This is a genomic window from Acinetobacter sp. 12966, assembly GCF_031196995.1.
In the GTDB taxonomy this organism is placed as follows: domain Bacteria; phylum Pseudomonadota; class Gammaproteobacteria; order Pseudomonadales; family Moraxellaceae; genus Acinetobacter; species Acinetobacter geminorum.
Window position 1 is genome coordinate 19,216 of the sequence record NZ_JAVIMC010000007.1, and the last position, 21,426, is coordinate 40,641.

Annotated in this window: 22 protein-coding genes; 3 read left to right on the top strand and 19 right to left on the bottom strand. The window is 43.2% G+C overall.

The features are described 5' to 3' along the window. Positions 1-69: 69 nt before the first annotated feature. The 14 genes from RFW85_RS01325 to RFW85_RS01390 form a co-directional block, all read right to left on the bottom strand. Positions 70-5,658, bottom strand: coding sequence for a tail length tape measure protein (locus tag RFW85_RS01325; protein ID WP_045124727.1), 5,589 nt, complete (start codon positions 5,656-5,658; stop codon positions 70-72). 2 nt (positions 5,659-5,660) lie between these two features. Next, positions 5,661-6,008 (bottom strand): hypothetical protein, encoded by a 348-nt coding sequence (locus RFW85_RS01330; RefSeq protein WP_001982243.1) that lies wholly within the window; start codon positions 6,006-6,008, stop codon positions 5,661-5,663. Between the two features lie 5 nt (positions 6,009-6,013). After that, complete coding sequence (locus RFW85_RS01335; RefSeq protein ID WP_000771531.1) at positions 6,014-6,367, bottom strand: hypothetical protein; 354 nt, start codon at positions 6,365-6,367, stop codon at positions 6,014-6,016. A gap of 94 nt (positions 6,368-6,461) precedes the next feature. After that, positions 6,462-7,007, bottom strand: coding sequence for a hypothetical protein (locus RFW85_RS01340; RefSeq protein WP_032007467.1), 546 nt, complete (start codon positions 7,005-7,007; stop codon positions 6,462-6,464). Positions 7,008-7,091: 84 nt separating this feature from the next. After that, positions 7,092-7,589 carry an HK97 gp10 family phage protein gene (locus RFW85_RS01345; protein WP_000101578.1) on the bottom strand — a complete coding sequence of 166 codons (498 nt, stop codon included), beginning with the start codon at positions 7,587-7,589 and terminating at the stop codon, positions 7,092-7,094. Further along, on the bottom strand, positions 7,589-7,975 hold the full coding sequence (locus RFW85_RS01350; protein ID WP_001068664.1) for a minor capsid protein: 387 nt from the start codon (positions 7,973-7,975) through the stop codon (positions 7,589-7,591). Before RFW85_RS01350 ends, RFW85_RS01345 begins: the two co-directional genes overlap by 1 nt. Next, entirely contained in the window at positions 7,972-8,322 is a 351-nt protein-coding gene (locus RFW85_RS01355) for a hypothetical protein (RefSeq protein ID WP_000494965.1), read from the bottom strand. The genes RFW85_RS01350 and RFW85_RS01355 overlap by 4 nt, the downstream gene beginning before the upstream one ends. After that, positions 8,309-8,947, bottom strand: a complete 639-nt coding sequence (locus tag RFW85_RS01360) for a hypothetical protein (RefSeq protein ID WP_140953929.1) — start codon at positions 8,945-8,947, stop codon at positions 8,309-8,311. The genes RFW85_RS01355 and RFW85_RS01360 overlap by 14 nt, the downstream gene beginning before the upstream one ends. A 58-nt stretch (positions 8,948-9,005) precedes the next feature. Next, a complete protein-coding gene (locus tag RFW85_RS01365; RefSeq protein ID WP_001110365.1) occupies positions 9,006-9,776 on the bottom strand; it encodes a hypothetical protein in 771 nt (256 codons plus the stop codon). Between the two features lie 6 nt (positions 9,777-9,782). Continuing rightward, on the bottom strand, positions 9,783-10,277 hold the full coding sequence (locus tag RFW85_RS01370; RefSeq protein ID WP_000769019.1) for a hypothetical protein: 495 nt from the start codon (positions 10,275-10,277) through the stop codon (positions 9,783-9,785). A 138-nt stretch (positions 10,278-10,415) separates the two neighbouring features. Further along, entirely contained in the window at positions 10,416-11,318 is a 903-nt protein-coding gene (locus RFW85_RS01375; protein ID WP_001130341.1) for a major capsid protein, read from the bottom strand. Positions 11,319-11,453: 135 nt separating this feature from the next. After that, positions 11,454-12,332, bottom strand: a complete 879-nt coding sequence (locus RFW85_RS01380; RefSeq protein WP_001131896.1) for a DUF6651 domain-containing protein — start codon at positions 12,330-12,332, stop codon at positions 11,454-11,456. Positions 12,333-12,375: 43 nt separating this feature from the next. Further along, on the bottom strand, positions 12,376-14,046 hold the full coding sequence (locus tag RFW85_RS01385; protein ID WP_309171072.1) for a hypothetical protein: 1,671 nt from the start codon (positions 14,044-14,046) through the stop codon (positions 12,376-12,378). A 197-nt stretch (positions 14,047-14,243) separates the two neighbouring features. Then, positions 14,244-14,882, bottom strand: coding sequence for a ParB/RepB/Spo0J family partition protein (locus RFW85_RS01390; RefSeq protein ID WP_000110211.1), 639 nt, complete (start codon positions 14,880-14,882; stop codon positions 14,244-14,246). Positions 14,883-14,960: 78 nt separating this feature from the next. Between RFW85_RS01390 and RFW85_RS01395 the strand changes: the two genes are divergently transcribed. Next, entirely contained in the window at positions 14,961-16,670 is a 1,710-nt protein-coding gene (locus RFW85_RS01395) for a DEAD/DEAH box helicase (RefSeq protein ID WP_000521251.1), read from the top strand. Positions 16,671-16,795: 125 nt separating this feature from the next. Further along, complete coding sequence (locus tag RFW85_RS01400) at positions 16,796-17,089, top strand: hypothetical protein (protein ID WP_000741665.1); 294 nt, start codon at positions 16,796-16,798, stop codon at positions 17,087-17,089. A gap of 63 nt (positions 17,090-17,152) precedes the next feature. On the opposite strand, the gene RFW85_RS01405 is transcribed toward RFW85_RS01400, so the two are convergent. The 5 genes from RFW85_RS01405 to RFW85_RS01425 all read right to left on the bottom strand — a co-directional run bounded on the left by RFW85_RS01405 (position 17,153) and on the right by RFW85_RS01425 (position 21,008). Next, positions 17,153-17,431, bottom strand: coding sequence for a hypothetical protein (locus RFW85_RS01405; RefSeq protein WP_000146944.1), 279 nt, complete (start codon positions 17,429-17,431; stop codon positions 17,153-17,155). 34 nt (positions 17,432-17,465) lie between these two features. Then, positions 17,466-18,035, bottom strand: a complete 570-nt coding sequence (locus tag RFW85_RS01410) for a LysM domain-containing protein (protein ID WP_000819254.1) — start codon at positions 18,033-18,035, stop codon at positions 17,466-17,468. A gap of 393 nt (positions 18,036-18,428) precedes the next feature. After that, positions 18,429-19,229, bottom strand: a complete 801-nt coding sequence (locus tag RFW85_RS01415; RefSeq protein WP_002125709.1) for a hypothetical protein — start codon at positions 19,227-19,229, stop codon at positions 18,429-18,431. A gap of 440 nt (positions 19,230-19,669) precedes the next feature. Further along, positions 19,670-20,095, bottom strand: a complete 426-nt coding sequence (locus RFW85_RS01420; protein WP_000960557.1) for a hypothetical protein — start codon at positions 20,093-20,095, stop codon at positions 19,670-19,672. Between the two features lie 730 nt (positions 20,096-20,825). Next, positions 20,826-21,008: a hypothetical protein gene (locus RFW85_RS01425; protein WP_223235332.1), complete on the bottom strand. Its 183-nt coding sequence runs from the start codon at positions 21,006-21,008 to the stop codon at positions 20,826-20,828. 239 nt (positions 21,009-21,247) lie between these two features. Here RFW85_RS01425 and RFW85_RS01430 point away from each other — a divergent pair, with 239 nt between their 5' ends. Further along, on the top strand, positions 21,248-21,415 hold the full coding sequence (locus tag RFW85_RS01430) for a hypothetical protein (protein WP_153310031.1): 168 nt from the start codon (positions 21,248-21,250) through the stop codon (positions 21,413-21,415). Positions 21,416-21,426 lie beyond the last annotated feature (11 nt).

Here is a 21,426-nt window from a genome sequence, read left to right on the forward strand (position 1 = left end):
CTCAGAATGAAATTAAGCGCCTACCTAATTATAAGTAAGCGCTTACTAATATTAAAGGGGGTAATTATATTATTTCTTATATAATCTTCCTCCCGGTCTGCTTTGTTTGTCCAAGGTGCTCATGACAATGGCTTCGACCTGCTTCGCCATTTGTTTATATTCTTGAGCATCACCGCCAGATGCGCTTGTAGAAGAGCTTCCATCGTTGTTTACGGTGATTTGGATTTGAACGTGATTTTGCATGACGTTTGAAGCGTCACCCGCTCCCAACATGGAAACACCGAGTCTGCCCGATGAATCGCGAGTAAGCGGCATGATTGCTTCTGGCCCTGCTTCTCCCATCAGACCGTTTGCAAAACTTCCACCCTTGGCAAACATAAACGGTGTAGGTTCATTCACGATAGAGTTGGTAAAAATTCCACCCTTGGCGAACTGTGATGTACCACTCCAACCTACAGCGCTGTTGAAGCCACCGCCGACTTGATATGAAGCACCGCTACTAATGTCTCCAATACCTGCTCCTGCACCGCTGTAAGCTCCATAAGCGGCCATTCCGACTTGGAACAATGTACCTAACCAGTTACCGCCCGATGAGCCGCTGGAAGCTGTGCTTGATGCTAACAGGCTTGTTGCCCATTGGAACAAAGCATTAATTGCCTTGCTGATAGCATCTGACGCAAAAGTCCAAAGACCCTGTGATGCGCTGCTGACATTTTCCCATAATGAACTTAATCCTTGAGTCAGTGGATTTAAGGTAGCGCGTAGTTTGTCAAATAGCGGTATAGTGTCAGTAATTTCAGTATTGACCGCAGCACTTGTAGATTCGCCTGTATTTGGGTCAACAGCCGGAGCATAAGGACCTAAACCGCGCCATCTATTTAGCAAGTCTGATGCCCAGCCCATTCCGCCAGCAGCTTTACCGCTCAATAAGGATTTACCAAGATCAAAAATGGATTGGTTACCCATTACGTTGGTAATTAGCTTACTTGCTGAATCTTTTACAAAGACTTTTGCATAATCGGCAAAAATATCAGATCCAATTTGACGCCAGTCGAAGTCCTTGAAACTCATCCGTCCTGTAATGAGGTCGGCAACTGAGTCGATAGCACTTTCTGTCCACTTCTGGTTAATGCTTTCAATACCGACTTTCAGATCACGGTATTGGCGTAGCATCTGCTGTGTTGCGGATTCAGAGGCGCGAACACGCTTTTCATTTTCAAGCATTAAGCGCTTGGTGAATTCCTCTTCAGCCAGCTCTTTGGCTTTGATGAGTTCTGCATATTCCTTCTTGGCAGCCTCATCGTTTTCCATCATGGTTTTGGTAATCTGAATCCGCTTTTCTAGCGCCTTACGCTGCTCATTGATCTCCTTGGCAACTTCATCATACGCATAGTCGGCAGAAGATTGACGTCGATCAACTTCACTATCCATTAGGTCAATGGAGAGTTGTTTATTGATGTTTTTAGACTCATAAGCTTTGGATAAAGTGTCCTTGGCCACCTGATGGTTAAGCGCAAAGTCCTTGAAGTCGTTATAACCGCCTGCTTGAAGTGCCATTGGATTACGCACTTCATAACGGGCGAACTGACGTTCTAAAGCCATTAAGGCATCAGATTTCTTGGTGTCATTCTCGACAAATTGATCAAGGACGTTCTTAAAGTCCTCATCTGTTGAAGCCGATCTTTCAGCGGCAAACTGAATTGATGCCTTGTAGTCATCGGCCATCAACTTCTTCATTTGGGCGTTAAGGAACTCATTGACATGTTGACCTTTGTACATGCCGTCCCAGTCAATTTGATCCTTAGTCCAACCTGTATCAGGATTGTATGTACCCTTCGTGAATGGACGTGAGCGTGGGTCATTATTGTCATCCCATTTTCCGCTCATCCAACGCTCGATAAAGTCGTTCTTCGCTCTCTTGAGGTAGTCAACAGGCTGACCGAGAATTTCACTAATATCAGTCTCGCGGTCTTGAGCGCCCAACAAGGCTTTCTCAACATCAGCACGATATAGGTTGTTCCATTGGCGATCGTAACCTCGTCCAGTTTTCTCTTTAGGCGTTGAGCCTCCACCAGAACCAATTGCCGGTGCAGAATAATCGGCAAGATTTGACGGTGTAGGTAATACACTTCCTGTAGAGGTTGCAGACGAAGTTTTAGCGGCAGCAGCTTGCTTCTGCTTATTTTTGAGAAGCTTGGCGTTCTTTTCAATGTCCTTTTTAAGAACGACTTGTCCAGCGTATGGGCCTTTCTCGATATAAACCAGCCCGCCTAATTTCATGCCGCGTCTGTACCCGGCAAGCATATCGTCAATTTCTTTTAATTGCTGTTTGCCACCGTCAAGCGCATTCGTTAAGAAGCCTTTCCCCTTTTGTACAAGCTCCCGCTTCTCAAGCAATTTGGTGATTTTCTTGCCAAGTTCACGGGTTGCAGGTGTTGAGGTAAAGCCACCGCCCTCTTCAGCCGTTACACCTTTAACTGGGATTTTTAAAACTTCGCCTTTGTAGTTTGCCAAATCACGGAGATTACGGCGTGCGTTTTCTGTATCAATGCCTAACTGGATTAAAGCATTGTTCCAGATGGTATGTAGACCTTTTAACCCTGCGATCAGGTCATCCCGTAAGCCTTGCACTAACCGTTGGAAGGATGATCTTAACGGGGTTTCATTCTTGTTGACGCTATCAAGCCAAGAAATGAACATTTGACCTACAAGAAGTCCTAACCCGACCCAGCCTGCCCAGCGTAACATGCCGCCCAAAATGCCAAGGACGCGTGTACTCATATTGGAAACTTTAGGCACAACATTTTTTGTGCCATCGCCCATTTTTGATACCGCCTGCCCTAAGTTATTTGCAGTGCTTGTTGCGGTAGCCAATTGACCGGAAGAGGTTTGAGCAGTCTTACCCAAGCCACCCAATGCAGGAAGGAGTGTTGTAACTAGGCGACTAACTAGGCTTAATTTCCCAAAAAATAAACTTGTCGCTAAGGTTAGGGCGCCAAAACCAGCTCCAAGACCTGTCACAATGGCAATTGCGGGATGCAAATTCATCAAGTTTGCAATGCCGTCTACCGCTTTGGTTAGACCATTAACGAAGCCCGTTAAAAAAGGTAGAAGCGGAGCAAATGATTCAGCCAAACGTCCCAATGAAGCCATTAGGTTGTCTGTGCTACCCTTTAATGTGTCTTGAGCTTCTTTTAGGGCCTGCTGACTTTCTGCTGAACGTTTAGCGCTTTCTGCCACTTCATTTGCGCGGTCAATGAAGCGTTTATCTAACATGGTGGTCAAACCGTCTACGGTTTTATTTGACCAGCCCATGCCAGAAGCCCAACGAGTAAAGCCCGTGCGCTCAATTTTGTTTTGTTCATTCGGATCAACAACTTTGCCTTCGCTGTTGATCATCTGACCTTTCTGGTTGTAGGTCCAACGCTTGGTCCCTTCACCAAAGAAGCGGGTGAAGTTATCTTCACGCATCATGTAATCAAGAATCTGACCGCGTAAAGATGAGAAGAACTTAACCGGATCTTCGCCCATCGACTTCAAGTCCTTGAAGCCCGCGTTCTTCATCATTTTGGTAAATTCTTTGATATTTTTAGCGTTTTCTCTGAACGCCTTCTCAGCATCGCCGTCCTTGAATTCGTTGAGGATATCGGCGCCCATCAGATCGGTTACGGCACGATTGGTAATTGTCTTACCCGAACCGTATAAACCCATCATCTTGAGCATCGTACCTACGGTTGCGATACCCCCGCCACCACCGTTACCACCACCAGCGGTCTTGAACTGCTCACCAAGCGCTGCGATTTTTAACCAGCCATCGGCTGAGACGTCAGCTCGCATACCGCCCATGTTACGCGCAATGGTTTCAACGTCGGCAATTTTGATTTTGCCGTTTGAAATATTGGAGATTTTTAACAGCGTCTCGAATGATTTGTTAATTTCATCGACATTGTTCATGACTTGGCGGGATTCGGCGAATCCGTACAAGTTTTTCACTAGGTCGCTGTTTGAACCTGTTTCATTACCCGTTGCACGTAAGATGTGAGCCACACGGGTAGCAGTTGCTAATGTGGCATCAATGGTCTTTTCGTGGTTGCCACCCATTGCAGCCATAGCGTCAAGACGGGCATCAATGGCTTCTGTATTGGTGAGATATTTCTCAGTCTTGGTTAAATCTCTGGATTTTTGAAGGAATCGTTCTTGTTCTTCTTTTGGAAGATTCCACAATGATAGACGGAATTTAGATTGCTCTAATTCCATATTTTTGTGTACAGCGCCGCCTAGACCTTGATTGATCTTGATACTTGCGTACATTGCAGCAAGGTCTTTGGCAACAGACATTTGCTCACGATGCAATAGCTCTTGAGCCTTACGCTCTTCATTAAGCTGTTGCATTCTGACCCGATGTGCGTCACGTTCTGCCTGTTCAGCGGCACGTTGAGCAGCTTGATCTCGGTTGTTAAGCGTTCTTGTCCACCAACCTGTATAGTCCAGCTCCAGCTTGCGACGGGCATCCGCAGTTCTTGTCTGAGCTTGGCGTTCTTCATCGATGTTTCGAATTAAAGGGCGCTGTTTCAGGCGTGCATCGGCTTCTCGGCGTTCCCGTTTGTCGAGTTCGCGATTAAACCAGTTTGAATATTCCTGTTCTAATTGACGGCGTTTTTCAATGCGTCTGCGCTCAGCCTCTTCCTCTCTGCGTTCGCGGTTATAAAGCGCTTCTTTCCACCATGCTTCTGTTCTCTTTTCAAGCTCTTGGCGTTTACGTGCTGTGTCTAGGCTCTTTTGTTCCTGACGGGATTTTGCTTGTTCTACCGATTGCTGGTTTTTAAGTGCGCGGGTGCGTTCAATCTGCTGATTGAGCAGGTTTACACCTTTTTGCAGCTCGCCATTTTGATATTCAATATCACGAATGACAGACTTGATTTGCTCCTTAACAAGCTTGGCCGCATCTGCCTCTTTACGCCACAATTCAATATTTGCGCGCATTTCCACTGCTTTTTCAGAAGTGGAATTCTTGTTCTTGCCGAAGAATGTGCCATTATAAAGTTTTTGCTGTACTGCTAAATTAACTTCCGCACGTTTCTGAATCTGTGCGGCCTTATAAGCCATTTCACGGCGTTCAGCGAGCAGCTTCTCGTTATTCTTAATCTCAGCCTGTAAAGCTCTAGCATTATTTGCAAGTGTTCGTTTAGATTGCTTCTCTAGTTCGTCACCAGTCGCTTTTGCGTGTGCCTCAAGAATCTGCTGACCCTTTGAAACTCTATTCAAAAGTGGGTTTAAATTTTTGAGCTTTTTCTCGTAGGCTTGCGTAAAGTCAGCCAAATTTTCAATACTTTTGGCTGCTTGCGCTGTGGTTTTGGCAGTTTTTGATGCCGATTTGTCTACGCTATCCAATGAGCGTGAAAGTGAGTCAGTATTTTTCTGAACCCCACTTAACATTTTCAAGGAAGCTGCCAGATTGTCATCAAGCGTTTTGAATGAGGAAGAGAGCTGGCGAATATCTCCGCCCAAACCACTAAGAATCTTCTCCAAGCTTTCGACGGAAGCGTTGGTTTTCCCCAGATTGCTGTCTAGCTTATCTAGGCGATCTGATGCCTTTTGAATAGCTTGGTCAAATTGATTGACATCAAGTTTGAGCGTATTGTTAATTTCGCCAGCCATATTTACTGCCTCGGTGCGCTAAGTCTTCGCAGCATTTCAAGACCGTCTCTGTCCAATTTGGCTTCTAATGGATTTGATTTAACTTTTACGACATCCCCCCGTTCCGCGAGTAATTGGTCGGTAACGTCTTTGGTCAAGGTAGATTTACTGTTACCGCTCATGAACGCTGCCGCACCAAACGTGGCTGCTGTAGAAACGTTTAGATGGCGTAAGTCGTTTCTGGCCTGAATGCGTTGAATGTTTTTGCTAAGAAGCCAGAAAATGCGTATTGGTAGTTTCAATACGCATTCATAGCTCATTGAATAGAAGTGCATGATTTGGCAAAAGATGAAGCCAAAATCGATTGCCAATACTTCTACTTTCCCTCTGGGTCTTCCTGAGTCTCTTCGGATGAGACTTCCTCTACCCCTTCGACGTCGTTGCCTTTTGCAAATTCAGCAATGGCTTGAATCTGGCTTACGTCAAGCTTGTTGATTTCTTCTTCCGTCATGGTTGGAATAGCCAAGCCGACGACTTTTCTCGTTAAGCGAACTTCATCTGCCAATGTGAATTCGCCCTTTTCTGCGCGTTCCACAATCGACTTGGACTCATCGACGATTTGGAGAAACTGCTCCACATTCAATGTGCGGATTTCGTGATTTTTTCCATTTACGACGACTACACGTTTTTCTACTGATTTAACTAATGGATCTAGGTTGAGTAATTTCATAAGCGAACTTCCTGAAAAATCTTATAAAGCAGCCTCACGGGTATGAGGCTGCATAAATATATTAGTAAGTGATTACTAATATATTGTGAGAAAATTAAGCTTTAGCTGCTGGTGGTGTAACTGTGCCGACCTGATAAAGCACTTCATCATTGCCTTCAATGACTGGGTAGCCTTTGAAGTTACAGTTGAAGATTCGTTCTTCATCAAGCTTATAAGCAAAGGTCATGGCACCCGGAGTTGCCGCTTTAGGAACGCGTACTGCATCGTTGTAGTTCAATGAGCCGTTTACGCTTTTAGGAACCAATACCAACTCGTCAGCGAAATCAAGCAAGTTCACGCCAACGCCTGTAGGTACAATGGCTTTTGAAGTTCCGGCTGTTGAATCTGTTACCAGTTTTGCACCCGGCATAGTGGCAACAAGGTTATCTAACGTGGTTTCAGCCAAAGGAACGGCTACGGTAATGGTACGACCCATTACATATTCAGAAATTGGGGTATTACCGTATTGGTCTACTTGAACTTCGTGGGTTTCAGTTTCTACCGTCACTTCAACGCCACCTTTGGTGAAGCCAAGATCAACACCGCCAAAGAAGACTTTACATACACCAAGCTTAACGTTTGAGGTATCGTTGTTAGCCATACATTACTCCAATACTATTAATAAGCGCTTACTAATAATTGCATTGCCAAGAATACCATAATGTTTGGAATTTAAACACTTTCACTAGAACAAAGTTTTAATAAACTCGTCCGCTCTGTGCTGCAAAAGTTTGGTAATTTGCACTTCGTATTTGACTCTGGCCCGTTCCATGAATCGACCGCCCGCAACTTCGCCAAGTAGTGCGCTATTCATCACGGAATATTCGGAAGGCTGGAACTCTCCTCCAGTACGACCGACGCTCATGTGCTCGTGTACAAAGAAGAAATACTTTGCAACCGTTGCTCCGCGACTCGGCTGATTCAAATTAACGTAAACGGTATGCTGACCCAAGCCTCCCTTAAAGAACTGTCCTAGCTTGTTACGTTCATAACCGACCCGACGATATTTGATCGATTCGCGTAATCCACCATATTCAATGGGTGCCATAGCCTTGGCAGTATCGCGCATCTGTTTGGCAATACTGCCTAGCTCGGAATCCAGAACATTTGGCATTTCACTTAACTTGGTGAGTTTCTTGCGAAGCTCATTGAGTCCTGTGGTCTGAAGGTTCTTTCGGGCCATTAGGTAATCTCGCTAAAGGCAATCTTGAAGTCTGATGCCAGTTCGAGAGTGTTCCCTTCTGAGATCGGATATTCGATTGGCTCATTGTCCGGATAACATTGTTTAATGTGCATACCTTCAACAAAATGGTTATCCAGTGTAAGAAGCTTGAATACCTTCTTCATCAATTTATAACCCGTCTCATAATTGGTGGTCCTTACAATGACCTTGAATTCGGTGTTGTAATGACCCTTTAACTCATGATCAATTTTGGTTCCGTTGATTGGATTCCTTAGCAGGATTCCGTTTGTTACGGAAATTGGCATCATGTTGATAAACAGGTTTTGCCCTAAAGTGGCGACCCCTGCATCATTGAGCATTTGAGCGATAGGAATTAGTGGATTCATTCGTTATCACTCCAGTAGGTACATGCCGCTTCGGTGTGATCATGCTTGCCGCGAATATCAAACCGTTTATGGACTGATTTCACCACATACATGTCCCCACCAAACTCAATGATTGAGTCAATGGTTGCCGTGGTTTTGGGTTCAAGCAAAATGACCAGATCTGCAACCACTTCCCTTGCGTTGCCGCGCGAAGCAGACGAGTCCGCACGAACTGAGGTCTTGTTGCTTTGCTGAATCATCTTGACGATGGCGCAACGTTCCTTTCGTCTTAGCCCAAATTTGGCTAAACCGAAGTGATCATAGCCATTCCTTGCCCGAACGAAGCAGAACTGATTAGGTGTGAACATCTGTGTAGCCTACAGGTAAGTCATATCCATTCGGATGGAAGTGATGTCTTACGTCTTTTAAAGCCACATAACCTGCCTGCCCTTGAATGGACACAGGCTTATCAATGTCAGGTACAGCAATCAGGTCAATGCCAGATTCATGCAATGCCTTAATCTGGTGATCTACAAGTGATTGATAAATGAAATCCCGAACGATGGTTTTTACAAGACTAGATGGCTCTCTCCATTTACGCCCTGCACTATCTGTTGCGGTAATTTCCAGTTCAGCCATTTTCTTTTGTACTAACAAGCCCATTGCGCCGTGAGCATTATTCTTTCCAAGCAGTTCAATCGCCTTGTTTTGGATTCCTGTAGAAATTGCGCGGTTCGCTTGGCGCAACATATCAATGGAAATAGATACAAGTTGATTTTTGACATGTTCAAGTTCGAACATGTTGTAAGCCACCTCTTGAGCGTCCAAATTTGATGCAATCTGCTCAAGAGTGTTGCCAGCAGCTTCAAGGAATAAATAATGTGCGTTAGCCACAAAATTCTTGTCGTTTTCAATCTGATACTGCGAAGGCGTATAGCCTGCGCGCCTTGTAGTGAAAAAAGCGCCATTTATTGCCATAACATAATTATCCATGAGACTCGTGAATCTCATTGAGAAATAATCCAACAAATAGCGCTTTTGTTCGTCCATTTTAAACCCTCGCAATAACCTTGCTTGTCGATACAAAGCCACTCAAATATCTTAGAGTTGCCTTGCTAACCGCTAACCTGAGTTGTCGCCCACCGATATAGCTCTCATGGGTTTCGCCAATGGTTTTGGATTTAAGGCCCTGTGCAAGAGCTAATTCGATGGGATCACCACCGCCAAGAATTGCATTCGCTTCCGCAACTTGCGCCTTTCTCAAGGCAGCCTTAAATTGCTCTGATAGCTTCTGGTAGGCGGATGGTGTCGTGGCTCGTAAATTGACACTTGGAATATTGAGCGTGCAAATCCGCTGTCTCGCCTCAATCAAAGCCGCTACCTTACGAACTTCGCCTTCTGTGAGGAAAACTTCCGTTTCCGGCATCGTCAATGCTGTCAGCTTTGCCTGATTTAATGTCTGAAAACTGTTTAAACCTACAATCAACCGTTCTCTTGGTGAAATGAGGTAGCTGACGTCAAACGCATAGGTATTCCCATCCCGATTGATTAGATCAAATTGGAGAATACGCAAATGATCGATCTCAATTGAGTCCATGTCCTCAACCTTGATTTCCATAGGGTTGAGAGCGGGAATCTGGTTATATTCAGCCTCTACAGTTACCTTGGTTTGGGTGACATCGAATTCGGCCTTTGGCTTAATCTCTACACCGTTTTGATCGACAATACGGTAGCTTCCTTGGGTCACTTCAAGGGGATTTCCGTCGTCATCGACAAAGTTGATAGGAAGAGATACTGACGTTCCGGCAAGGTAGTAATTCATCAGGTATTATTCCTGTGCATTCATGATGGCTTTGATTAATGTGGCAATTGAATTGCCTTTGACATTAAATTCGGCTGCAATCTCGCGTAATCCCGCAATGCCACTTTCATCAGCAATCTTTTCCAAAGCTTCCTGAGTGTATTTAGGTTCCGCTTTCTTGGCTGTACTTTCCTGCTTTTCTACCCCAGTCGTTAAACTGGCAACCTGATCGGAATGCTGCTGAACCTGATCTGCATTTAAGTGAGCATGACCAGTAATCGAGTGCAGCAATTCAAGTCCCGACTGTTGGCGAATATCAGGTGCGGGAGTCATAAGGTTCTGTGTATGAATTGCACCTAAATTCGCGGGATCGCCGTTTTCCCATACTGCGCCAATGGTACTTGCAATGCGAATTGCATCATTAGGCATCACGTCATATTTCGATAAGCCATTTTCAAAAAATACCACGCCCATTTGACCTGTATAATTTTCGAATCCAGCTCCGGTTAATTTTAATTTCATGCTTAATCCAACCTGCCATTTTAGTTTAATAATAAGTTATAACTAATATTTAAACAATCAATATAAATAATGCTTTCAATAAAAAAGAGACTATTTCTAGTCTCTTTTTTATCAATAAGTGCTAACTAATATTTATAGTTAAATATTAGTCACGCCACGAATTGCCGCAATTGAGCGAGTGGATTTAAGAGCTAAACCACAGTACCACTTGATACGTGTACGAGTAGCATCTTTGTTTTGCACTGTACCGATGTCTTCAACAACGATACCTGCATTTCCACCACCATAAAGGCCGTGTAAACCGTCAACTTCATTTAAGCGTACAGCATAAATCGAAGTGGTTTTTGAGTTCGTGCCTTTCACTTCATCGCCGGCAATCCAATCATTCATGATGATAGGAATACCGTTGTGAGTAAGCATTGGGCGACCAAAGTTAGATAACTGTTGCATTACGGCATCAGTACCATAGGTTGCACGAAGCAATGCACGGTAGGCACGGATCGTACCACGACGCATTACGATCACGTCTGCGCCATTCGGCACAGCGTCACACAATTCGTCCAACATGGTAAGAGTTAATGGATTGCCGTCAGCACCAGCGTCAACGATTTGAGTAGAGGTTACAAGCTTGTCAAAGCCGTCAAACTCTTTCGCGTTAGTTTTCGAATCACCACGAGCCAAAGTACGGTGGAATTCGCGAGCAACACCTTTGGCCTTTTGCTTGATTTGAATCGCCTTTTGAGCGTTCGTATCACCCATTGTAGAGTCTAAGAATTTATCAACATCAACGTCACCAGCTAAGATGCGTAAATGCGCTGTCACTTCGTCGAATGTTGAGCCTTCTTCTTCGATCACTTCATTAGGATCAAGCCAGTTGGCACCACCAAGGGTTTTTTCACGGTTGTAAACATATGCCTTACCATTTACTTGTGTAAAAGGCAAAATGGCAAAAAGGTCATCGCGGTCAATGATTTCTTCAACAACGCCTTGAACAAGTTGGTTGTTCGAGAGTTTTTCCGCTTCTTCGCGCAATAAAGGCATTAATAATGCTCCATTTACTGATTAGCTTTCTTCGGACGAACTAACTCTCTCTAGCGCCGATGGTTACTGGTCAAATATTAGCAAACGCCTATTTGATTATCAATAAGCGATTACTAATAATTTTTAGTGAAAATATTAACTTTCACCCCTTAAGCCAGCCATGATTTTTTCCAAGGAAGTCTTAGGTTGCTCTTTCTGCAAACCTTTATTTTCTTGCTTGGTTTTTGAGCCAGCTCCAGGATTAACTTTAGAGCGGATCAAGGTGTCTCGCTCTGGATCTGCTTCGATGATTTTTTGCATCGCTTTGTCGAAAGATAACGGATTGCCATAACTATCAACCAATGCAGTACGATTTGCAGCGCCGCGAGGTTTGTCATAGCCAATCACTTCTCCATTTTCGATTTCAAAGTGTGCGCCATATAAAGCACGCGCCTTATTTGGGGTTAAGGTCAATTCCTCTGCAATGTATGCGGAACGTGAGAAGTTAGAGCCGATAGTTAATTCATTGATCTGGCTATCCTTGCTTCCCAACTGTTGTTGCAAGTCTTTAATTTGTTGTTGCAGACGATTAACTTCTGCCTGATGCTGTTGAGCCATACTTTGCTTAACGCGTTCGTATTCCCCTTTTTCTTCCAGCTCACGAGTTTCCTTTTCTTTTTGAGCGGCAATTGCCTTACGTGCCAATTCTGGATCGATGTCTGCAAACTGGCGTTTGAATTCGTCAAATTCTTGAAGAAGCTTCTTTTCACGATCCTTGCGTTTCATTACTTCCTTGATTAATTCAGCTTCTTTGTCGGTAAGCTTGTTTTTACCACCATTAGGCTGTTTGTCTTTTTGCTCATCGGCATCATCTTTATCTTTTTCCGAATCAGCCTCTTTGCCCTGATCGTCATCGTCAGTAACATCGTCATTGTTACCGCCGCCCTCACCGCCACCGCCGAGGTCATTTCCCTCGCCGTCTGCTGGGTTTCGTAAAACGCCGCCGTTAATAAGTAATTGCATCCATAAAGGCATAATGTGTCTCCGCTGTTCTCTTAGCTAAAATCTCGCTGTTCTCTTAGCTTGTTGATTCTGTCACTTGCCCTTGGCGAGTTTTTTTGTTCGCCTTTGTTGAGCTATTGGACGATGGTTTGGTTGGTGTGCCGGAAGAGGAGCGTGTAATGTTACGCTTTAGATTCCCCTCTCCCGTCGTATCGGTAGTTCTGTTGGTCAACTCTTCCAAAGGGTCTGTCGGCCAGTTCTTTAGGTCGCGTAGCATTTCGTCTTTCAACGCCTTGCTTAATTGAGGAAAGAGCTTTTCAACAATGGACTTCATTTGATGTCTGCGAATGGTTTCTGGTGCATCAATCAGCATCAGGCGTGCAGCAATATCAAATTCGTCGTATAAGCCGCGTGTATCGAAGTTATCTGGATATGAAACCAAAGGAGTGCTGTCTTCCTTCAATTTGACCCCATGACGTTTGCAAACCAGATCAACGATTTTGTTTTCAATCGCTTCAAGGCTATCTGCCTTCGCTGCTAACAATGCGTTTACCCGTTCAAAGTCATAGGCTTTAGCTACACCAGAACTATTGTCGATACCTACGGCGTTATCCTGTTTGGTTCTTTCGCCGGCCAATCCAACGGTGTGATAGATTTCGTTAATGATTTTGGTGACCACTTGAATGATCAGGTCAGCCTGCTTTACATCAGGCGATAGGTAGTAAGGTTTTGCGCCATCAGACCCATCATAGGTAAAGAGACGTTTGGTGCCCATTTCAATGAGCTTTTTCTCGCTTTCATCGCCCGGCAGCATGCCTTGTACTGGCATGGCTAACTGGCTGAAGGTTTGGTCCTGAATGATGGCGTCAAGGTTTGATAGATAATTGGCAACCGCCCTGTCCAGATAGGCGATGTCATCGATCAGGGATGGTGCAGAATATTCTTCGTCTGAAATGATGTTGTCAGCCAGAATGATTGGGACTTCACCAATGGTATTGCTACCTCGATCAATCTCTTTAATCGTAATCTTGCCGTTCTGATCATCATTCTGCTTTTCGAACAGTTTCCATTCCGTTTTCGTCCATAAGCGGAAGCGGTGAATCGCCTTGCCTGTTGAATTTAGTGGGTCCTCATCGTCGCGAACCACTTCATGAATCAGCATCCAGTTTAATTTGCCGTGATCATCAAACGAATAATCCAGCATTTGAAGCGGAGTGATGATGTAGGCGTAAGCAGATAGCCCAGCTTCCTTTTCTTCCCGTTTGTTTAAGGGTCTTTGATCTTCTGGTACCGCATCCATATCAATAACTACCCCAATACGACCGTAAATTGAGGTTTTCTTACTGATCTGGCGAACGAAATCATTAATCGTTAAGCCGCTCTTGGTGCAGTTTTTCCAAAACTTCACCACGTCGGCAGGAGCATCTACCTTATTGCGGGTGATTTCCTGCTTGAATAAATATTTATTAATTAAATCTACAACTTCGCGGGTATGGTTGAAACGATAAGCGCGTGAGATACGATCCTTGAATTCGGCATCACCCTCTTTGATGTATTTGAAGATATGATGATTAAACCATTCTCTGCCACCGCTATAGGTGTCATCCATAAACATCCAGTGTTTGGACATGGCTTCATATAGTGGATGACGACGTGATACTAAACGTACAAGAGGGTCATTCGCTTCTTCTGAGGAAGCGGTCGAACTTATTGCATGTCGGTCGTATGAGGATAGTTCGGTTGTCATCTTATCGCCTTCAAAATATTAGTAAGCGCTTACTAATAATATAGGTTAAATTGAAACGCCTTTAATTTCAATCTTACGAAGTGGGAATTGGTGCTCGATTGCATATCCAAGGGTATTGGCCACCCCGTCGGTACATTCGAACCTGCCCTTTTTGAGATAAATCGGTCATTAGCCATCCCATCCTTCATATGGTTTCATTACTTGCTTCCCAAGAGATAAACCAAGGCATCCCCTGCATTCGTCAAGCTGTCGGATTCGGTAAAGCCCTGTGCCTTAATGGTCTTCTCGATGAGTTTGGTAATTGCGTCTACGTCCTCGATCGGAACCTTGAAACGCATGATTTGGTGAGTTTGAACTTTGGTTGTCTTGGGTAATTCAACTTCCTCTGATGGCGAATCGAGATCGCTTAGAGCGTCCAGCGCTATATTAGTGCTAGAGAAGATGTCGATTTCTTCACTTGACCAAGGCATTACATCGATCAATTCATCGATACCGCCAAGATCATGAAGAATTTCGTTGAGCTTAACGATGTCATCTTCGCCATAACGACCGTTGTCGATTAGACCGATCTCTTTTGCTCTGGCTTCGTCAATGCGCCCAAGGTTCATTACCGGCACAGTGAGTAGACCAAGACGTTTAGCAATCATTGCTCGGTGCTGACCGCCAATGATCTGTAAGCGGCCATCAAGAAGGGTACGAACGATAATTGGCTTAAACATACCGTGACGTTTAATACCTTCTTCGATTTTTCGCTCGTTTTCAGGTGATACGACGTTTGAATTCCAAGGATTAGGCCAAAGCTCTCCTGGGTCGATTTCTAAATATTCAACTGACATAGGAAACTACTTTGAAATATTAGTAAGTGCTTACTTATAATTTAAGCCAAATATTAAGCAAATGCAAAAGGTATTGAAATGGGAAAAGTTGTAACAATCGCTTATGACGCCGTAAATGCCATCCTACACAAGCCTCCTGTTGAGGCGAAACTTGAAGTACAGTCGGCGCTTAGTTATTTGGTGGATGGCGCCGAAGAAACTCTAGCGTTTAGACAGCACCGTTGGGATGGCAGATCGTCATTTTTTGACTTTGCCAAGTGCTCTTTTCCAGCAGGATTTGTAGTCCATGTTACGGATCGACTCAAGAAGGCAGGTTTTGAAGTAAAACTCGCACGAAAACCCCTCCCCGCTCCACTTGGACCTGCCCGACCAGTGGTAGATAGTTACGGATATGACCCTCGTTACGATTACCAGCCGGAAGTTATGGATCGTCTTGTACGTCATGGCCAGATTATCGCTCAAGTCGCTACTGGTGGCGGTAAATCACGCATTGCCATGTTGTGTCAGGCCCGAATTAACCGCCCTACCTTGTTTTTAACAACCCGTTCGATTCTGATGTATCAGATGAAAGATGCATTCGAAGCAAATGGCGTTGCATGTTCGGTCATTGGTGATGGCAGTTTTGGACAGGTGAATGAAAAAGGTCAGCTCTCCATCAAGAAAATGACGGTCGGAATGGTTCAAACCCTCGCCGCCAAGCTGGAAGAGACGACTTTAGAGAAGGAATTTCAGATCCTTTATGACAACGTAGTCAAAAAACACGAAAAAGAGATTTCGGACACTAAAAAACAGCTAATTAAGGTCGGTAAAGTCGAGTCCGAAATCAAAAAAGTGCTTCATAACCTTGCACTGCAACATGAAAAGGAGCTTCAGGACAAGGCACCTGCGATGCAAGCCAAGGCAGAAGCAAAATTCAAGGAAAAATCACTCGTTAGACAGCAAACCATCAAGCTTTTGGAGCTTTTTGAGTTCGTAATTCTCGAAGAAGCACATGAGGCAGGTGGAAATTCGTATTACGAGATCATGCGCCACTGTAAAAACGCCTATTACCGCTTGGCATTGACCGGAACGCCGTTCATGCGTGAAAGCCAAGAGTCAAATATGCGTTTGATGGCTTGTTCCGGACCGATTGCCATCAAGGTTACGGAAAAAATGCTGATTGATCGCGGAATCCTTGCTAAGCCTTACTTCAAAATCGTCGAATTGAAGAAAAAGCCAGCCAAATTACACTCTATTACCCCTTGGCAAGCTGCCTATCGCTTGGGAATCGTGCAAAACGAAGAGCGGAACAATGCCATCTGTATGGAAATTCTCAAAGCCCGTGAATATGGCATGACGGCGATGGTTCTCGTCCAGCATACCTCGCATGGCGACACCCTATTGAAGCTGTTTGACGATATAGGTATCAGAGCGAGATATATTCGCGGTGAAGATGATCAGGGAGAACGTAAATCTGCGCTCACCGAACTTGCCAATAAGGATATTGATGTACTGATTGGAACAACAATTCTTGATGTGGGTGTGGATGTCCCTGCTGTCGGGTTGATTATTCTTGCCGGTGGTGGGAAAGCGGAAGTTGCCTTACGCCAGCGTATTGGGCGCGGGTTACGTGCTAAGAAATTCGGTCCAAACGTTGCGTTTATTGTTGATTTCACAGACCAGCACAATTCAACGCTCAAATCTCACGCTAGACAGCGTTTACAGATCATCAGAGAAACACCCGGCTTTGGCGAGAATATCGTTGCGAATTTCGAGTTTGAAAAGCTCGGTTTCAAAAAAGCTGCATAGTGTTCTGGGCTTGTTCAATGTTTTGGGCAAGCCCGTTTTATTTTGTGGTATTTCAGCGTGATCAATGCAATAATAACTATAATATGCAAGTTTTAATTTTCATCAAATTTTAATTGGAGCAAATAATGGCAGCTACTAACTCTTCCAAATTTTATAAAGAAAAAGGTTTAGTTCGAACATCCATCACTTTGCGTCCAGAGACAATCCAGACCTTAGAAAATATGGCAAAACAGCATAAACTCACTCAAGGCGAGATTGTTGACGCTTTTGCACGTTTGCTTGAAAGTGGCAATCTGTCTGATCAGCTTTTCGGTGTGCATATTGAAGCCATTCGCGAAGAAAAGATTGCTGAAAAAGAGCGTAGGAAGGAATTGAAGAAAAAAGCGCTAGAGTTAATTAAATCTGGCCAAGTGCAGTAAGAAATGCCTCAAGTGATATATGGGGCATTAATTTATTCGGAATATCATAGGTAATTAAAAAGCTTAGCTCAATAAATTGTAGCCCAAATATTTTTTCAGCTTGTTCAATACGCGACAAAATATCTTTACTTGATCGGGAGTTAAATTAAGTTTGCCCAAAAGTAATCTAAAATTTCTACTATCGAGCTGGTTTGAAGCCCAAAGCAATGTAGCGGCTTTATTTTCGCCGAATTCGTAAAGACGATCTATTTTTTCGTTAATATAAGAATTATCTAAACCCTGTTCTTCCAGAATTTCGATAATGTGGTAAGCAACATAATTTAAATCATCCTTTGAAGCCATCTTTTCCCTCTTTACTTGGTCAAATAGCTTAAAGCTAATAAGAACTAACGAAATCGTTGAACTTAATAATTTCCTTATAAACGTTTCTCTTGCAACTGGCCATCGGGTCATAAGGCTTGGTCATATTCGGATTATTGCATGACATGTTGGCCACGATCGCATAGGTTCCCTTCCCATAAGGCTCCTTAGAAACCTTTACGATGATCTCGCCAGTGAACTCGCGCGGAGCGTATGTTTCGATTAATACGTTATTTGAACTTCTGATCTTGTAATCAGCGTATTTACTCACCCACAAATGAGCAGCTTCCATTTTCTTGTCACATTCTTCTTTGCTTGAGCACGTTGGTCGGGTCTTTGCAATCGCAGCCAGATATTCGTCCTTATTCATCTTTTTCATGATTGCCAGCTTTTGCCCAACATAAACAGTTGGTGGATCAGGGAGATCATTGTCTTCTGCCAGCTTTGCCCACGTGGTCCCGTTACGCTTGGCTATATCATTTAATGATTCGCTCGGTTTCACGGTGTACTCGGCGAACAGGCCCTCCCCTTCTGCCATTGCATTTGAACAAACTAAAATCAAAGTAGCCAAAAAAAATCTTTTCATATTGATCCTTAAATATTATTAGAAAGTCGTCCTGAAAAGAATAATGGACATGGCGTACTGGGACAAGGATAAGTGTATGGATTTAAGCGGCGCAAGGGTAAAGTATTTGTTATATAGGCCTGGTGGTGAAAGGGTGTTTGGAAAATGGTCGCGATTGACACAGGCTATGCACCCGACACATTCGCATTTTTTCTAGGACTTCGATATTAATATATAAAGAAATATAGTAATCACTTACTATATTTCTTTATCTTTGCATGTTCACTTATTACGCTTGTTATCTTGTCTCATAATTAACACAGCGATTAATAGTTTATGTTCGTTGCTAATCATGTTCTTACTCTCTATTAGAGTGATATTAGTAAGTGCTTACTAATATCACTGATTACTAAATTATGCGCTTGCTTGTTTTTCGCTTAACTCTTTCTTAATGTCATGCTGTACGCGCTCTAATTCTTGTTGTGTATTCTCTTTCATTTGCAAGAATGACAATACTGCTTCAATAAACTGAGAATTTTCATTGAACGTTATTTCACTGTCTTTTACAGACTTCACAACGTTACAGATATTAAGCGCTCTCAGTGTCATACGTGAGCTAGACGCTTGTGATGATGCTGTACTGTGCGCAGATAAATAATACTGTCTTACTTTCTTTTCATGCGACTGTGCGCGTATTTCAGTAGTGCAGCATAAACGACATTCATTAACCGTAAGTGAACCGTACTGTAATAAGTTTAGCAAGATTGACATTGTGTAACCGTCTAGCTTGCGTCTGTCGTTTTCAGCGATAGCTGTAATCGCTTGAAAGATTTTTCTAATGACTTTCACTTGTACAAAGTCAATGTGTGATTTATCAGTGTGAGCGATGATTGTTGCTAGATCTGATAAATCAAACTTAGCTTTTTGAAGCGTGTCTATTTTTGTAAGCATAGAGCGTGAGCATGCTTCTCTTAAGTCACTGAATAACGTGCTTGATATTTTTTGTTCTGTCTCAAGCTTGTTATTCATACGGTTTATGATCGCGTTTGCTATATCAAGCTGTACTGCTACTGCTTTGCTCGTTACTTTCTGCTGTCTTGCATACGCTTTTATCGTCTCTTGATCTATAACTATTGCATTACGTGCTTCATGAGCTGAAAAATTAACGTCTGCAAAGATGTTTAGAGTTTCTGTGTTTTTAACTTGTGCATTCATGATTTTTGACCTTTTGTTAGTAAGCTTTATTGCTTGATTAAATATTAGTGCAAATAAAAATTTGATGCAAGTTTTTATTTGATTGTTTGTTTTTTAGTGGAATAAAAATTCAATCGAAATTTTCATTAATAAAAAACTTGCACTAATAAATAAACTCCGCTATTCGCGTGCGTGCGCGTTTCATCTATATGCTTTATACAGACATTCTCTAGGCATGCATTGGGTTGTTTGCTGGCGGTTTTTCTTGAGGTTCAGGCGCGCACCCGGTAGTGATTAGAGTCCTAGGTCTGCCTTGGTTGTTAAAGATAAGAAGGTGGCATTCCAAGGAGCTGCTAGGCGCTCTTTGGTTATATAGATGCGTGGCGCTTGGTTATAAAAATAGGATGTCGGCCAAAGTTTTGATTTTTTTTGGTGGGCTGTTTTGGAATATTAGGATGAGCCTATGCCCATCCTACCGCTTCATTAAGATTTGAGTCATAGGCATGACCAGTCTCAATATCTATAAACATGAGATTGGTACGCTCGAAATCTTCCCGCTCATCTTCATAGGCGGTTTTCTCATCATAATTTACCGCAGCATCATAAATATCACCGACCGCTACACCAATGGCATCAATGATGCTTTGATCTATGGATGAAAGGTCGGCATCCGTTTCAATCCCATATTCGCTGCCGATATCATCACTGAGTTTATAGCGGGTAAATTTCGGTTCTACCTGTTTGCCCTGCAATAATGAAAGAATCACGACAAAACCGTTGTCTAGCCCAATCTTTTGCGCTTGGTTCGCTGATATAAAGCCCCATTGAGCTAATTTACCTTTACTTGCAAGGCGACGAATTTTAAGCATTTTCCGCTTAACCAGCATAATTACTCCTTGTTTATTTAGTTGAAGAAAATATTAGCAAGAAGAAATAGGTGTAACAAAATTTAGTTAATGTAAGTTTGCATTTCACTAATTCATGTATTTAGGAGGGGAAATTTAATTTTCAATATGCGCGCCCGCGAATTTTTATACCCAGCATAAAAAAAGCCCGACCTAGAGGATAGTCGGGCAAAGGAGGTTTTCAGACGCAGAGTTGTTGTAAGTTATGTTAATTCGATAGATTTGGAATTCTAAGGAAATGTTTTTAATTTTTCAAATTCCATATTCTATATTTTGGTATGCCCTTTTCTTACAGCGGAAACCACTAACGTTAAGGAACGCCCCCCCAAACCCCCCCATAGAATTTTGCCTCATAAATCTTGGAGAGAGTTTGGGGAGACGTAACCTAACCTAGCCAATTTCCACCACAAGAAAAGGAACTTTTCTTTACAGTGCAAACCACTGACACGGTATAAGCCACGACCCCCATCAAGCAAATCGCGTCGGGGAGAAAATCTCAACCCGAAACCCATTTGTCAGAAGTATAGTAAGCGCTCACTAGATTGTAAACCCCCTAGGCATGCCTGATTTATCCATTTTATGCCTTGGTATGCCGTGGTACAGCGTCAAAAAGCCAACTTTACGCTGGCAATGGAATAACTTTAAATTTTCGAACACCAATACCGCTAATTTCAATCATTAGCGCGTAATTCAGGATGAATAAATAACATGATTACTTATCCTCTTTCCAAAGACTGTTGTGATTCACATGTCTGCCCAAATCAATCAGCTTTTGCATATCCTCTATAGATAGACCGTGATAACGTGCAAATGCATCAACGCTTAAAAAGTCGTTGTAATACTGAATATAGAGGTCGTTAAGGCGTGTAGTGATTGCATTAACCATCTCGCTCATTAGCTCGTTTTGTTTTATAGGCATGACTGTAAAACTCTATGTGTACTTAGATGCATAACAGTGTATAGAGATAGAGCAGGAAACAAAGCTAGAAAACTAAAAATCCATTTATATAGCTGTGTAGATAGATTTCTATATTTCTACATAAGTGCCTAGGCATGCATATTGGAATATGGCGATGTGTGGCGATTGGTGCATTGCCTCAACCCTAGATAGAGAGGTGCAGGTATAATAGTGGTATGGGTGAAGCTGGAAGTGGAGCTGTTCGGCTTACCTATGTGCGCCGTGGTGTGCTTGGTTATAAAAATAAGAATGTCGCCCGAAGTTTTGATTTTTATATTTCCTGTTGGTCAAAGGAATGGCTAGGTAGACGATTGATTGAAACACACAATTCTTTGAGCCTGTAAATTATTTTGTG

Coding starts and splice junctions, on each gene's coding strand:
- RFW85_RS01350 (WP_001068664.1), bottom strand. CDS start 7,975: ATGAATCCACTAATTCCTATCGCTCAAATGCTCAATGATGCAGGGGTC.
- RFW85_RS01390 (WP_000110211.1), bottom strand. CDS start 14,882: ATGTCAGTTGAATATTTAGAAATCGACCCAGGAGAGCTTTGGCCTAAT.
- RFW85_RS01430 (WP_153310031.1), top strand. CDS start 21,248: ATGGGTGAAGCTGGAAGTGGAGCTGTTCGGCTTACCTATGTGCGCCGT.
- RFW85_RS01360 (WP_140953929.1), bottom strand. CDS start 8,947: ATGGATAATTATGTTATGGCAATAAATGGCGCTTTTTTCACTACAAGG.
- RFW85_RS01370 (WP_000769019.1), bottom strand. CDS start 10,277: ATGAAATTAAAATTAACCGGAGCTGGATTCGAAAATTATACAGGTCAA.
- RFW85_RS01425 (WP_223235332.1), bottom strand. CDS start 21,008: ATGAGCGAGATGGTTAATGCAATCACTACACGCCTTAACGACCTCTAT.
- RFW85_RS01380 (WP_001131896.1), bottom strand. CDS start 12,332: ATGCCTTTATGGATGCAATTACTTATTAACGGCGGCGTTTTACGAAAC.
- RFW85_RS01365 (WP_001110365.1), bottom strand. CDS start 9,776: ATGAATTACTACCTTGCCGGAACGTCAGTATCTCTTCCTATCAACTTT.
- RFW85_RS01355 (WP_000494965.1), bottom strand. CDS start 8,322: ATGTTCACACCTAATCAGTTCTGCTTCGTTCGGGCAAGGAATGGCTAT.
- RFW85_RS01335 (WP_000771531.1), bottom strand. CDS start 6,367: ATGAAATTACTCAACCTAGATCCATTAGTTAAATCAGTAGAAAAACGT.
- RFW85_RS01410 (WP_000819254.1), bottom strand. CDS start 18,035: ATGAAAAGATTTTTTTTGGCTACTTTGATTTTAGTTTGTTCAAATGCA.
- RFW85_RS01405 (WP_000146944.1), bottom strand. CDS start 17,431: ATGGCTTCAAAGGATGATTTAAATTATGTTGCTTACCACATTATCGAA.
- RFW85_RS01375 (WP_001130341.1), bottom strand. CDS start 11,318: ATGCCTTTATTGCGCGAAGAAGCGGAAAAACTCTCGAACAACCAACTT.
- RFW85_RS01415 (WP_002125709.1), bottom strand. CDS start 19,229: ATGAATGCACAAGTTAAAAACACAGAAACTCTAAACATCTTTGCAGAC.
- RFW85_RS01385 (WP_309171072.1), bottom strand. CDS start 14,046: ATGACAACCGAACTATCCTCATACGACCGACATGCAATAAGTTCGACC.
- RFW85_RS01395 (WP_000521251.1), top strand. CDS start 14,961: ATGGGAAAAGTTGTAACAATCGCTTATGACGCCGTAAATGCCATCCTA.
- RFW85_RS01340 (WP_032007467.1), bottom strand. CDS start 7,007: ATGGCTAACAACGATACCTCAAACGTTAAGCTTGGTGTATGTAAAGTC.
- RFW85_RS01420 (WP_000960557.1), bottom strand. CDS start 20,095: ATGCTGGTTAAGCGGAAAATGCTTAAAATTCGTCGCCTTGCAAGTAAA.
- RFW85_RS01325 (WP_045124727.1), bottom strand. CDS start 5,658: ATGGCTGGCGAAATTAACAATACGCTCAAACTTGATGTCAATCAATTT.
- RFW85_RS01400 (WP_000741665.1), top strand. CDS start 16,796: ATGGCAGCTACTAACTCTTCCAAATTTTATAAAGAAAAAGGTTTAGTT.
- RFW85_RS01345 (WP_000101578.1), bottom strand. CDS start 7,589: ATGGCCCGAAAGAACCTTCAGACCACAGGACTCAATGAGCTTCGCAAG.